The following is a 13,077-nucleotide window of genomic DNA, read 5'->3' as shown; positions in this document are numbered from 1 at the left end:
TATTATTATGAAAAAAACACTACATACTTTTGCTTTACTTACTCTTTTAATGGGGTGTAAAGAAACTAAAAATGAAGCACCAACAACTAAAGAAGACGGTTTAATTCACGTAACTGAAACGCAATTCAAATCGGGAGGAATGCAAATTGCAAATCCAACAGAACAAGATTTTGAGGTAAGTATTGTTACTTCTGGGAAAATTGATGTGCCTCCACAAAACAGAGCTCAAGTTACTACTTTTATTGGTGGTTATGTAAAATCTACTACACTCTTAGTGGGAGACAAAGTACATAAAGGTCAAGCGTTGGTTACTTTGGAAAGCACCGAATTTTTAGATATTCAAAAAGACTATTTGGAAGTAGCCGAACAAATTAACTATCTAAAATCAGAATACGAACGTCAAAAAACATTGTTCAACGAAAAAATCAGTTCGCAAAAAAATTACTTAAAAGCCGAAAGCGATTACCGTAAAGCCAAAGGAATCTATCAAAGTTTAAGAGAAAAATTACTCTTACTAAAAATTAATCCGGCCAATGTAGAAAAAGGAAAATTAACTTCTATCGTTACTATTTCGTCACCAATTACAGGAGATATAGTAGTAATGAATGCTAATGTAGGAATGTATATTGCTCCATCAGACGTGATATTAGAAATTGTAGATACCAACCATTTGCATTTAGAATTGGCGGTTTTTGAGAAAGATATTTTAAAAGTAAAAGTGGGACAGAAAATTAATTTTACAGTTCCAGAAGCATCAAAAGAAGTTTTTCCAGCAGAAGTGCATTTAGTTGGAAAATCAATAGAAGGAAATGACAGGACAATTAATGTTCACGGACATTTAGACGAATCTGTAAAACAGAAATTACTAACAGGAATGTTTGTTGAAGCAAAGATTGTAACACATTCTAAAAAAGGAGTAGCGATTCCTACGGAAGCATTGATTACAGAAAGCAACAAAAATTTTGTACTTTTATTAGAAAATGTCAAAGACAAGGTCTATTCATTTAAAAAAGTAGCGGTTTCCATTGGAGAAAAGAATAAAGATTTTGTTGAAATCCTTCCTAATGGGATTATTAACACTTCTTCAAAGATTTTAACTAAAGGCACTTTCGATGTAGCCAATTAAAAAATAATAGATTAATAATAAACTTAAAATTTAGAAAATATGAATGAAGCACATTTACACATGGTAGTAAACCATTTTCCAATTATTGGGACCATTTTAGCTCTTGGAATTTTAATTGTAGGATTAATTTTGAAAAATCATTCAGTAAGAAATACTTCGTATGTTCTATTTATTGTTGCAGCTATATTTGGAGCCTTAAGTATGGGGACTGGAGAAGGTGCAGAAGAATTAGTTAAAGATATGCCTAATGTAGGCTGGGATATTATTCACGAGCATGAAGAAATAGCAGAGAAGCTAGTGCTACTCTTGTATGTTCTAGGTTTACTTTCAATAATTGCTTTGTATTTGAATTTTAAAAAGAATACAAAAGAGAAATTAGTTTCATTATGCATAGTAGGTATTGGAGTTGTGAGTCTTTTTTTAGTGCAAAAAGTTGGGACTTCAGGAGGAGAAATACGTCATACCGAAATCAGAGAAGGTTTTCAGAATACAACTACTGAAAAAGAGGTAATAGATCATGATAAATAGGGGGCATTATTTTTTTACGAATTAGCTTATTTATTATTATATCAAAAAAAATAATATCGATTAATTAGGACAAATAGAAATATTTATAGCTTTTGTTATAAAAATAACAATAATACATATTTCTTGTTATATTATTGTAAACTATATCGATTTCGTAATTTTATTTTCCGTAATTTTGATGTATGTAAAATGCTCTTTTATAAATACAATACAAAATGAAAAACATCAGAATTATTCAAGAATTACACGATTTAGGAATTACGGGATATCATGAAGTTTCGTACAATCCTTCCTATGAAGAATTGTTTCAAGATGAAATGTCGCATCGTAGAAAAGGATTTGAAAAAGGAGCTTTGACCGATACGGGTGCGGTAGCAGTGAAAACAGGAATTTTTACGGGGCGTTCACCAAAAGACCGATATATTGTAAAAGATGATGTAACTAAAGATACTATTTATTGGGATGATAAAGTGAATTTCCCAACTACACAATCCGTTTGGCGTGATTTAAAAAAATTAGTGCTGAAACAATTGTCAACTTCGTCTAAATTATATGTAGTAGATGCTTTTTGTGGTACCAATCCAGATACCCGATTGAAGGTTCGTTTTGTAATGGAAGTAGCTTGGCAGGCACATTTTGTAACTAATATGTTTATTAGACCATCTGGATATGAATTAGAAAATTTTGGAGAACCCGATTTTGTTGTTATGAATGGTTCTAAAACTACAAATCCCGATTGGCAAAAACACGGTTTGAATTCTGAAAATTTTGTTGTCTTTAATCTTACTGAAAAAATCCAACTCATAGGAGGTACTTGGTATGGGGGCGAAATGAAAAAAGGAATGTTCTCTATGATGAACTACTATTTACCACTTAAAGGAATGGCCTCTATGCACTGTTCTGCTAATGTGGGTGAAGAAGGAGATGTAGCCATATTTTTTGGTCTTTCAGGCACTGGAAAAACAACTCTTTCAGCTGATCCAAAACGCTATTTGATTGGAGATGACGAACACGGTTGGGACGATAATGGAGTGTTCAATTTTGAAGGTGGATGCTATGCTAAAGTAATTGATTTATCAGAGAAAAACGAACCAGACATTTGGAGAGCCATCAAAAGGGATGCGCTTTTAGAAAATGTAATTGTAGATGAATACGGTGAAATTAATTACTATGACCATTCTATCACTGAAAACTCAAGAGTTTCATATCCTATTTATCACATCAATAAAATTGTATTGCCTTCAAAAGCGGGACATGCAAAAAAAATAATTTACCTTTCAGCAGACGCTTTTGGAGTATTGCCTCCAGTTTCTATCTTGGATGATGATCAAGCACAATACCACTTTTTATGCGGATATACCTCAAAATTAGCCGGTACTGAAAGAGGAATCACAGAACCTGTACCTTCGTTTTCACCCGCTTTTGGAGAGGCTTTCTTGACATTACATCCAACACGTTATTCTCAAACCTTAATTGGGAAAATGAAAGAACACGGTGCTAAAGCCTATTTGGTTAACACTGGATGGAATGGAACAGGTAAACGAATTTCATTAAAAAATACCAGAGCCATAATTGATGCCATTATTAGTGGCGAAATTGAAGAAGCCGAAACCCGAGCAATTCCGTTCTTAAATTTAACTATTCCAACGGTTTTACCTAATGTAAGCGATGGTATTTTAGATCCAAGAGATACGTATCAAGACAAAGCAGAATGGGAGCGTAGAGCAAAAGATCTAGCAGCCCGTTACATTAAAAACTTTGAACAATATACCAATACAGAAGAAGGAAAACGATTAGTTAGCGCAGGACCAACATTAAGTTAGTGTTTTGTATTTTAACAATAATATAGTTTTAAGTTATAATTATAATTGGGTGGTTACTATATTTTATTTTATATTTGCACACGAAATCAAGAAAATTTCTAATTAAAATTTATGTTATCAAATCAATTACATCATCATCATTTACAAAATTGCTCTCAAGCGATGTGTTAATGGTATGCGTGTAAGTCACATATTTAAAAACCCGTTTGAGTACATCAAGCGGGTTTTTTATTAAAAATCTGTTGTACTCAAATCACAACAAACAAAAACAACAAAACAATGAGTACTTTAAAAATTGCAATTCAAAAATCAGGGCGCTTAAACGAAGATAGCATCCAAATCCTAAAAGACTGCGGTATTTCTATTAACAATGGGAATGACCAATTAAAAGCCACCGCTTCAAATTTTCCTTTAGAAGTTCTATACTTACGAAATTCAGACATTCCTCAATATTTGATCGACGGAGTAGTAGATGTCGCTATTGTTGGTGATAATCTATTAGTTGAAAAAGGTAAAAGCATTGAAGTAGCTGAAAAATTAGGATTTTCAAAATGCAAAGTTTCCGTAGCTGTTCCTAAAAGTTTCAACTATAATTCGGTGAAAGATTTGGATGGCTTGCGAATTGCTACTTCGTATCCCAATACTGTTTTAGATTTCTTTAATTCTAAAAATGTAAATGTTGATTTGCACCAAATCTCAGGTTCTGTAGAAATAGCACCTAACATTGGTTTGGCCGATGCTATTGTAGATATTGTTTCTAGCGGAAGTACTTTGTTTAAAAATAATTTAAAAGAAGTAGAAGTTATTTTTAAGAGTGAAGCCGTTTTAGCTGTTTCACCTAAAATGACTCCTGAAAACAAAGTAATTTTAGACAAATTGCAGTTCCGAATCCAATCGGTTTTAAGAGCGCGTAAATCAAAATACATTTTGATGAATGTACCGAATGATAAAATAAAAGAAATTAGTTCCATTTTACCCGTTTTAAAAAGTCCAACAGTAATGCCATTGGCACAAGAAGGTTGGTCAAGTGTGCACACCGTTATTGAAGAAGATCGGTTTTGGGAAGTAATTGACGAATTAAAAGCAGCTGGTGCCGAAGGCATTTTGGTTTGCCCAATTGAAAAAATGGTGTTGTAAGCCCCCTAACCCCCAAAGGGGGAAAGACTAAATAGCTAAATTGAAGTACAATTGAATCTTTCAATTTTTCAATCTTTAAATCTAAAAAATGAACAAAATATACAATCCAAAACAGGAAAATTGGGCTTCTTTATTAGAAAGACCCACTAAAACTGTGGACGATATTGAAGCAACTGTAAAAGAAATCTTTGCAGCAGTACAATCCAAAGGAGACGAAGCGGTACAACAATATACATCTCAGTTTGACGGAATTGCTTTGGAAAACAATTTGGTTTCCAATGCTGAAATAGAACTAGCTATTGCCGCTGTTTCTGAAGAATTGAAAGAAGCGATTCAATTAGCCAAATCAAACATCGAAAAATTCCACGCAGCTCAAAACACAACTCGTGTTAGTGTTGAAACTGCAGAAGGAGTGGAATGTTGGCAAGAAAAAAGACCCATTCAAAAGATAGGGTTGTATATTCCTGGAGGAACTGCTCCTTTATTTTCAACCGTGTTGATGTTGGCTATTCCTGCTGCAATTGCGGGATGCAAAGAAGTAGTTTTATGTTCGCCACCCGATAAAAATGGCAACTTAAACCCTGCTATTTTGTATGCGGCAAACCTTTGTGGTGTAACCAAAATTATAAAAGTAGGCGGAATCCAAGCGATTGCTGCAATGACTTTTGGTACCGCCACTATTCCTAAAGTCTATAAAATATTTGGACCAGGAAATCAATACGTAACGGTGGCGAAACAATTAGCGACTCAATTTGGTGTTGCTATTGATATGCCAGCAGGCCCATCAGAATTATTAGTAGTAGCCGATGATAGCGCCGTACCTGCTTTTGTAGCTTCTGATTTATTAAGTCAAGCCGAACACGGAACAGATAGTCAGGTAATTTTAGTTTCTACTTCTAAGAAAATGATAGACACAGTAGAACAAGAAGTACAATCGCAATTAGCAGTTTTACCAAGAAAAGAAATTGCCGAAAAAGCCATTGCTAATTCCAAATTGATTTTTGTTGAAAATGCAGCAATTGCCTTAGATTTAATCAATGAATACGGCCCTGAACACTTTATAGTTTGTACTGAAAATGATAATTTTTATGTCGATAATATTGAAAATGCCGGGTCGGTTTTTATAGGCAATTATACCCCAGAAAGTGCTGGAGATTACGCGTCTGGAACCAATCATACTTTACCAACGAATGGATACGCTAAAAATTATAGCGGTGTGAATTTGGATAGTTTTATGAAGTCGATGACGTTCCAAAAGATTTCCGAAACTGGAATTCAAAACATTGGTAAAGCTATAGAAATTATGGCAGAGAAAGAAGGTCTACAAGCACACAAAAATGCGGTTACATTACGTTTAAAAGCGATTGAAAATGGAAAATAAATTCAACATCAACAATTTAGTTCGAGAGAACGTCAAAACCATGAAGCCTTATTCGTCAGCACGCGATGAATTTGAAAATTTTGATACAGCTGATATGATTTTTTTGGATGCCAATGAAAATCCATTTGAAAATGGAGTGAATCGCTATCCAGACCCGCAACAAGTGACGGTTAAATCGGTTTTAGCCCAACAAAATGGTGTGGATAAAAATCAAATCCTATTAGGAAATGGAAGTGATGAAGTGTTGGATTTATTGTTCCGTGCTTTTTGTGAACCAAAAAAAGACAATGTCATTACTTTGCCACCAACTTACGGAATGTATGGTGTTTTGGCGAATCTGAATGCGATTGAAAATAGAGAGATTTTACTTTCCGAAGATTTTCAACCACAATTGGAAGTAATAATGAAAGCGGTAGATAAAAATACCAAAATGATTTTTCTTTGTTCGCCCAACAATCCAACAGGAAATTCTTTTTCAGAGGAAAGTGTACAGTATTTACTTGACAATTTTAATGGATTAGTGGTGATTGACGAAGCCTATATTGATTTTTCAGATAAAGCGTCGTGGATTCAAAAAATCAATACATATCCTAATTTAATTATTACCCAAACCTTGTCAAAAGCGTATGGTTTGGCAGGAATTCGATTAGGAATTTGTTATGCATCTGCTGCAATTATTGGGGTTTTAAACAAAATTAAGCCTCCATATAATGTAAATGAATTGACACAACAAAGAGCATTAGATCGTTTGGCTAATCCAATTAAAATTAAAGAAGAAATAAATTCTATAATAGAACAAAGAGAGCAATTACTTAAAGTATTAAATGAAGTGAATTTTGTTTCAAAAATATATCCTACTGAAGCCAACTTTATCTTGATTAAAGTCGATAATGCAAATCAACGTTATGATGAATTAATCGCCAAAGGAATTGTGATTCGCAATAGAACAAGACAACCTTTGTGCGAAAATACTTTGCGCTTGACTATTGGAACGGAAGAGGAAAATAAGAAATTAATGGCTGCTTTAAAAACCTTGAATTAAATTTTAGACAATTATGATTCCTAACATAGAAACGTACTTTAATGAAGGTTGCGGACGCTGTTCAAAAATGGCGACTCCTTTGTGCCGTGTGCGAACTTGGGAAAAAGAATTACAATTGTTAAGAAGTATTATTCTAGAATGTGGGCTAGTAGAAGAATTGAAGTGGAGCCACCCGTGTTATACCTTTCAAAATAAGAATATTATTATGTTAGGCACTACTAAAGCTTTTTGTGCGATTAGTTTTTTCAAAGGCGCTTTGCTTGCAGACACCCAACAAATTTTAGTAACACAAACCGAAAATATGCAAGCAACACGACAATTACAATTTACAAGTATTGATCAAATTGCAAGTATAGAAAAGAGTATTAAATCCTATATTTTTGAAGCCATTGAAATAGAAAAATCGGGAATTAAAATTCAATACAAAACACCTGATGAAATGGTGATTCCTGAAGAGTTTCAACAAAAATTAAATGAAGACGAAGCATTAAGAATTGCCTTTGAGGGATTAACACCGGGTAGAAAAAAAGCCTATTTACTTTTCTTTTCACAAGCAAAACAGTCAAAAACTAGGCTAGCTCGCGTAGAAAAATGGATTCCTACTATCAAACAAGGCAAAGGAATGGAATATTAAAATTAACTTTTTGACAAAAAATAAATGAAAAAAGTATTATTTATAGATCGTGATGGGACCATCGTTATTGAACCCGCCGATTTTCAATTAGACAGTTTAGACAAATTAGAATTTTACCCCAAAGTGTTTCAATACTTGGCTAAAATTGCTAACGAATTGGATTATGAATTGGCAATGGTGACCAACCAAGACGGATTGGGGACGGATAGTTTTCCAGAAGATACGTTTTGGCCTACACAAAACTTTATTTTAAGAGCGTTTGAAAACGAAGGAGTTCTATTTGACGATATATTTATAGACCGTTCGTTTCCTGCTGATAATGCACCTACACGCAAACCTCGTACCGGAATGTTAACCAAATACATTGACAATCCGAAGTATGATTTAGCAAATTCATTTGTATTGGGCGACCGAATTACCGATGTTGCCTTAGCAAAAAACTTAGGTGCCAAAGCCATTTTTCTAAAACAACAAGAAGGTTTAGGAAGTGATGAAATCAAGGAAAACGAAGATTTTAGCGATGTCATTGCATTACAAACAACCGATTGGAAAACCATCTATGAGTTTTTAAAACTAGAAGCCCGTTCTGCTACTATCGAAAGAAAAACGCACGAAACGGATATTTTTATCAATCTGAATTTAGATGGAACTGGAAAAAGCAAAATCGATACAGGTATTGCCTTTTTTGATCACATGCTAGACCAAATTGCACGTCACGGTCAAATGGATTTAGAAATTACCGTAAAAGGCGATTTAGAGGTAGATGAACACCATACTATTGAAGATACAGCGATTGCTTTAGGAGAAGTTTTTGCGAAAGCATTAGGAAATAAATTAGGCATTGAACGCTACGGTTTTTGTTTGCCAATGGACGATTGCTTATCGCAAGTAGCTATTGATTTTGGAGGAAGAAACTGGTTGGTTTGGGAAACCGAATTCAAACGTGAAATGGTAGGCAAAATGCCAACAGAGATGTTCTACCACTTTTTCAAATCGTTCTCTGATGGTGCTAAAGCTAATATCAATATCAAAGCAGAAGGAACTAACGAACATCATAAGATTGAAGCTATTTTTAAGGCTTTCGCCAAAGCGATTAAAGTAGCTGTAAAACGGGATACTGAGAAAATGATTTTACCAAGTACAAAAGGAATGCTTTAATAATTATGAATTGTAAATTATGAATGGTTAAGTATAAAAAATCTTAACCAATCTTAATTTCTTAATGGTTAAAAATAAATGAAAATTGCTATCATCAATTACGGCGCGGGAAATATTCAAAGCATTCTATTTGCTATTGAACGTTTGGGATATACAGCCGTGTTAACTAATAATCCAGACGAGATTCTGCAAGCGGATAAAGTTATTTTTCCGGGAGTTGGAGAAGCGAGTTATGCCATGCAAAAACTCAAAGAAAGTGGTTTGGATAATTTGATTCCAACCTTGAAGCAACCCGTTTTAGGGATCTGTTTAGGGATGCAGTTAATGTGCCAACATTCTGAAGAAGGAAATACAGACGGATTAGGGATTTTTGATGCGAATGTTATTCGGTTTTCTACTCAGGTGAAAGTACCTCAAATGGGGTGGAATCAGATTTACAATTTGAAATCGGCTTTATTTGAAGGAATTAATGATAACGAATACATGTATTTAGTACACAGTTATTATGTTCCCAATTGCAGTGAAGCCATTGCCAATACCAATTATGATGTAGAATATGCGTCGGCTTTGCAAAAAAATAATTTTTACGGAACCCAATTTCACCCAGAAAAAAGTGGCGATGTGGGTGAACAAATTTTAGCTAATTTCTTGAAATTATAAATTTCAACTATCGTAAATCGAATATAGAATGAGAATAATACCAGCCATAGATATCATAGACGGAAAATGTGTTCGTTTGTCCAAAGGAGATTATGACACTAAAATTGTCTACAATGAGAATCCGCTTGAAGTGGCCAAATCGTTTGAAGCACACGGAATTGAGTATTTACACTTGGTTGATTTAGATGGTGCTAAGTCAAGCAAAATTGTGAATTACAAAATTCTAGAACAGATTGCTACACAAACAAAATTGAAAATAGATTTTGGAGGTGGCTTAAAATCCGATGCCGATTTAAAAATTGCTTTTGAATCAGGGGCTAACCAAATCACGGGTGGAAGTATTGCTGTAAAAAATAGAGCTATTTTCGAGCAATGGATTGCCGAGTACGGTTCGGATAAAATCATTTTAGGAGCTGATGCTACCAATGAAAAAATAGCTGTGTCGGGTTGGTTAGAAGACTCTAACGAAGATTTAGTACCTTTTATTCAAGACTATCAAAGCAAAGGGATTCAGTACGTTATTTGTACCGATATAGCCAAAGACGGCATGTTGGCTGGGCCTAGTTTTGATTTGTATGCTAAAATTTTGGCAACAGCCAAAGGAATCAAATTAATTGCCTCAGGTGGTATTTCTACATTTGATGAATTACCGCAATTAGCCGAATTAGGTTGTGAAGGAACCATCATTGGAAAAGCGATTTACGAAGGAAGAATCTCGTTGAAACAATTAGAAAACTATATTTTAAAAACATAATTAAACAATTGATCAATTTACAAATTAATCAATTGCTACATTAACACTATGCTTACAAAAAGAATCATTCCTTGTTTAGATATCAAAAACGGAAGAACTGTCAAAGGTGTCAATTTTGTTGACTTACGAGATGCAGGAGATCCTGTAGAGTTGGCAAAAATCTATTCGGATGAAGGTGCTGACGAACTTGTTTTTCTAGATATTTCTGCCACAGAAGAACGCCGCAAAACTTTGGTGGATTTAGTTCGCAAAGTTGCTGCAACGATTAATATTCCGTTTACTGTGGGTGGGGGAATTGCATCAGTAGAAGATGTAGAAATCTTATTGCAAAACGGTGCAGACAAAGTATCGATCAACTCTTCTGCGGTAAAAAATCCGCAATTGATTACTGATTTGGCTCAGAAATTTGGAAGCCAATGCGTAGTGGTAGCTATTGATGCCAAACAAATTGATGGCGAATGGATAGTACATTTAGTAGGAGGTAAGGTGCCAACAGAAATTAAACTTTTTGATTGGGCAAAAGAAGTAGCTACACGTGGAGCTGGAGAAATCTTGTTTACTTCTATGAATCATGACGGAACCAAAAATGGATTTGCTAACGAGGCTTTGGCTACATTGTCACAATTGGTAAATATTCCTATTATTGCTTCAGGAGGAGCAGGGAATATGCAACATTTTATTGATACCTTTGTCGAAGGAAAAGCAGATGCCGCTTTGGCAGCCAGTGTTTTTCATTTCAAAGAAATTGAAATTAAGACCTTAAAAAAAGAATTACAAAATAATCATATTGAAGTAAGAATTTAAATAATTCAAAACTCATAATTCATCATTACAAACATGAACATCGATTTTTCAAAAAGCGCTCACGGATTAATTCCTGCCATTATTCAAGATAGTGAAACCAAAACCGTATTAATGTTGGGCTACATGAACGAAGAGGCTTTCGCCAAAACACAAGCTACTCAAAAAGTAACTTTTTATAGCCGTTCCAAACAACGTCTTTGGACCAAAGGAGAAGAAAGCGGCAACTTTTTAAACCTAGTAAGTATCAAGAACGATTGTGATAATGATACCTTATTGATTCAAGTACGTCCGCAGGGACCAACTTGTCATAATGGCACCGATACCTGTTGGGCAGAAGAAAACCAACCGAATTATGGTTTTATTTCAACTTTAGAAAAAACCATCAAAACCCGTCGTGAAAATGCTGATGCCGAAAAAAGTTATGTTGCCTCTTTATTCGAAAAAGGGATCAATAAAATTGCTCAAAAAGTAGGAGAGGAAGCGGTAGAAGTAGTGATTGAAGCCAAAGATGCTAACGATGATTTGTTCTTGAGCGAAAGCGCTGATTTACTTTTTCACTTTCTTATTTTGCTTCAAGCCAAAGGTTTTCAAATGAATGATGTTATTGAAGTTTTGAAAAAAAGACAGAAATAAATTCATTTCAATTTAGAAATCTTTTCTTCATTTGAATCAAAAGAGACACCTAATTTTTCATTAAATATTATCCCTACGGGACATTTGAGAGTTAGAGCAATATTATCAATTACTAAAATTTAGTCCCTAATGAGACAATTAAATATAATTATTGTTTGATTACCATTTTATTAAAATAACAATTTATAATAGTCCCATCGGGACAACATCTTGGTAAATAAAAATTAGTTTGACAATCGATAGTCCCGTAGGGACGGAATATATGATAACATCAATTTAAATTATTTAAAGACCCAATAGATTCAATTCTGTTGGGTTTTGTTTTTATTATAAATAAAATCAGTTACATTTACCTTTCTATTTAATTAATGAAAATGATATTTGCACGTACTAAATTATTATTCCCACTAGGGTTGATTTTATTCCTAATTACTAGTTCGATTCATTCTCAAACCAAAACTTATTCCATTGCTTTTGGTTCTTGTGACAATCAAAGACTCAAAAATGAGTTATGGAAATCTATTGATGAAAACCTTCCTGTAGCTTGGATTTGGGGAGGAGATAATGTTTATTCAGATACCGAAGACATGAATGCGCTTAAAGAAAATTATGCCATTCAGAAAAATGATGCGGATTATTTAGAATTTATGGCTAACAAACAGATTTTAGGCACTTGGGACGATCATGATTACGGTCTAAATGATGGAGGAGAGGAATACCCTTATAAGAGAGCAAGTCAGCAATTATTATTAGATTTTTTAGGAACATCCAAAGATGCTCCAGAACGTTTTAGAGATGGTGTTTATAATTCTAGACTAATTAATGTTGATGGAAATAAAGTCAAAATAATTGTTTTAGATACTCGATTCTTTAGAACTGCTGTAACCAAATCATTGAATTCAAAAAAACGTTTTCAACCAAATCACTACGGACAAGGAACCATTTTAGGAGAAGCGCAGTGGAAATGGTTAGAACAAGAGTTGAACTCTTCTGAGGCTCCGTTCAATGTAATTGTAAGCAGTATCCAATTGTTATCGGACAAGCACGGCTTTGAATGTTGGGGTAATTTTCCGCATGAGATTGATAAACTAGAAAAGATAATTGTAGCATCAAAAGCAAAAGGAACGTTTATTATTTCAGGCGATCGTCATATAGCCACTTTTTCTTCTAAAAAGGTTCCCAATTTAAACTATCCTTTAGTGGATTTCACTTCTAGTGGACTTACTCATGTGTATTCTAGTTTTTCTGGAGAAGAAAATCCCTATCAAATAGGTAAAGTTGTAGCAGAGAAAAATTTTGGATTATTACAATTTGACTTCACGAACCATCTTGTCATCATGCAAATTCGAGGAGCAGAAAATAACCTTTTAAGCGAACATATTCAACAATATTAATAT

The 13,077-nt window shown here is 34.0% G+C and carries 13 protein-coding genes; all 13 read left to right on the top strand.

Going from position 1 to position 13,077, the window contains the following annotated elements:
* Nucleotides 1-7 precede the first annotated feature (7 nt).
* The 13 genes from MG292_RS08700 to MG292_RS08640 all read left to right on the top strand — a co-directional run bounded on the left by MG292_RS08700 (nucleotide 8) and on the right by MG292_RS08640 (nucleotide 13,074).
* Nucleotides 8-1,126, top strand: a complete 1,119-nt coding sequence (locus MG292_RS08700) for an efflux RND transporter periplasmic adaptor subunit (protein WP_264533119.1) — start codon at nucleotides 8-10, stop codon at nucleotides 1,124-1,126.
* Nucleotides 1,127-1,165: 39 nt separating this feature from the next.
* A complete protein-coding gene (locus tag MG292_RS08695; protein WP_264533120.1) occupies nucleotides 1,166-1,654 on the top strand; it encodes a DUF2231 domain-containing protein in 489 nt (162 codons plus the stop codon).
* Between the two features lie 215 nt (nucleotides 1,655-1,869).
* The gene (pckA, locus tag MG292_RS08690) at nucleotides 1,870-3,477 is read left to right on the top strand and encodes a phosphoenolpyruvate carboxykinase (ATP) (protein ID WP_264533121.1); all 1,608 of its coding nucleotides are present in this window, start codon (nucleotides 1,870-1,872) and stop codon (nucleotides 3,475-3,477) included.
* A gap of 279 nt (nucleotides 3,478-3,756) precedes the next feature.
* Nucleotides 3,757-4,614, top strand: a complete 858-nt coding sequence (gene hisG / locus MG292_RS08685; RefSeq protein ID WP_264533122.1) for an ATP phosphoribosyltransferase — start codon at nucleotides 3,757-3,759, stop codon at nucleotides 4,612-4,614.
* 88 nt (nucleotides 4,615-4,702) lie between these two features.
* A complete protein-coding gene (gene hisD / locus MG292_RS08680) occupies nucleotides 4,703-5,995 on the top strand; it encodes a histidinol dehydrogenase (RefSeq protein ID WP_264533123.1) in 1,293 nt (430 codons plus the stop codon).
* Nucleotides 5,985-7,037 (top strand): histidinol-phosphate transaminase, encoded by a 1,053-nt coding sequence (gene hisC / locus MG292_RS08675; protein ID WP_264533124.1) that lies wholly within the window; start codon nucleotides 5,985-5,987, stop codon nucleotides 7,035-7,037. The genes hisD and hisC overlap by 11 nt, the downstream gene beginning before the upstream one ends.
* Before the next feature lie 13 nt (nucleotides 7,038-7,050).
* The gene (locus MG292_RS08670; RefSeq protein WP_264533125.1) at nucleotides 7,051-7,671 is read left to right on the top strand and encodes a YdeI/OmpD-associated family protein; all 621 of its coding nucleotides are present in this window, start codon (nucleotides 7,051-7,053) and stop codon (nucleotides 7,669-7,671) included.
* A 24-nt stretch (nucleotides 7,672-7,695) separates the two neighbouring features.
* On the top strand, nucleotides 7,696-8,829 hold the full coding sequence (gene hisB / locus MG292_RS08665) for a bifunctional histidinol-phosphatase/imidazoleglycerol-phosphate dehydratase HisB (RefSeq protein WP_264533126.1): 1,134 nt from the start codon (nucleotides 7,696-7,698) through the stop codon (nucleotides 8,827-8,829).
* A gap of 78 nt (nucleotides 8,830-8,907) precedes the next feature.
* Nucleotides 8,908-9,489, top strand: a complete 582-nt coding sequence (gene hisH, locus MG292_RS08660) for an imidazole glycerol phosphate synthase subunit HisH (protein WP_264533127.1) — start codon at nucleotides 8,908-8,910, stop codon at nucleotides 9,487-9,489.
* 28 nt (nucleotides 9,490-9,517) lie between these two features.
* A complete protein-coding gene (gene hisA, locus MG292_RS08655; RefSeq protein ID WP_264533128.1) occupies nucleotides 9,518-10,243 on the top strand; it encodes a 1-(5-phosphoribosyl)-5-[(5-phosphoribosylamino)methylideneamino]imidazole-4-carboxamide isomerase in 726 nt (241 codons plus the stop codon).
* A gap of 48 nt (nucleotides 10,244-10,291) precedes the next feature.
* The gene (gene hisF / locus MG292_RS08650; protein WP_264533129.1) at nucleotides 10,292-11,047 is read left to right on the top strand and encodes an imidazole glycerol phosphate synthase subunit HisF; all 756 of its coding nucleotides are present in this window, start codon (nucleotides 10,292-10,294) and stop codon (nucleotides 11,045-11,047) included.
* Nucleotides 11,048-11,080: 33 nt separating this feature from the next.
* A complete protein-coding gene (hisIE, locus tag MG292_RS08645; protein WP_264533130.1) occupies nucleotides 11,081-11,680 on the top strand; it encodes a bifunctional phosphoribosyl-AMP cyclohydrolase/phosphoribosyl-ATP diphosphatase HisIE in 600 nt (199 codons plus the stop codon).
* A gap of 368 nt (nucleotides 11,681-12,048) precedes the next feature.
* Nucleotides 12,049-13,074, top strand: a complete 1,026-nt coding sequence (locus tag MG292_RS08640) for an alkaline phosphatase D family protein (RefSeq protein ID WP_280157848.1) — start codon at nucleotides 12,049-12,051, stop codon at nucleotides 13,072-13,074.
* Nucleotides 13,075-13,077 lie beyond the last annotated feature (3 nt).

Source organism: Flavobacterium keumense (assembly GCF_029866485.1).
In the GTDB taxonomy this organism is placed as follows: Bacteria; Bacteroidota; Bacteroidia; order Flavobacteriales; family Flavobacteriaceae; genus Flavobacterium; species Flavobacterium keumense.
Note: the sequence above shows the minus strand (reverse complement) of the source record. Positions and strands in the feature narration are given on the sequence as shown.

Coding starts and splice junctions, on each gene's coding strand:
- MG292_RS08700 (WP_264533119.1), top strand. CDS start 8: ATGAAAAAAACACTACATACTTTTGCTTTACTTACTCTTTTAATGGGG.
- MG292_RS08695 (WP_264533120.1), top strand. CDS start 1,166: ATGAATGAAGCACATTTACACATGGTAGTAAACCATTTTCCAATTATT.
- pckA (WP_264533121.1), top strand. CDS start 1,870: ATGAAAAACATCAGAATTATTCAAGAATTACACGATTTAGGAATTACG.
- hisG (WP_264533122.1), top strand. CDS start 3,757: ATGAGTACTTTAAAAATTGCAATTCAAAAATCAGGGCGCTTAAACGAA.
- hisD (WP_264533123.1), top strand. CDS start 4,703: ATGAACAAAATATACAATCCAAAACAGGAAAATTGGGCTTCTTTATTA.
- hisC (WP_264533124.1), top strand. CDS start 5,985: ATGGAAAATAAATTCAACATCAACAATTTAGTTCGAGAGAACGTCAAA.
- MG292_RS08670 (WP_264533125.1), top strand. CDS start 7,051: ATGATTCCTAACATAGAAACGTACTTTAATGAAGGTTGCGGACGCTGT.
- hisB (WP_264533126.1), top strand. CDS start 7,696: ATGAAAAAAGTATTATTTATAGATCGTGATGGGACCATCGTTATTGAA.
- hisH (WP_264533127.1), top strand. CDS start 8,908: ATGAAAATTGCTATCATCAATTACGGCGCGGGAAATATTCAAAGCATT.
- hisA (WP_264533128.1), top strand. CDS start 9,518: ATGAGAATAATACCAGCCATAGATATCATAGACGGAAAATGTGTTCGT.
- hisF (WP_264533129.1), top strand. CDS start 10,292: ATGCTTACAAAAAGAATCATTCCTTGTTTAGATATCAAAAACGGAAGA.
- hisIE (WP_264533130.1), top strand. CDS start 11,081: ATGAACATCGATTTTTCAAAAAGCGCTCACGGATTAATTCCTGCCATT.
- MG292_RS08640 (WP_280157848.1), top strand. CDS start 12,049: ATGAAAATGATATTTGCACGTACTAAATTATTATTCCCACTAGGGTTG.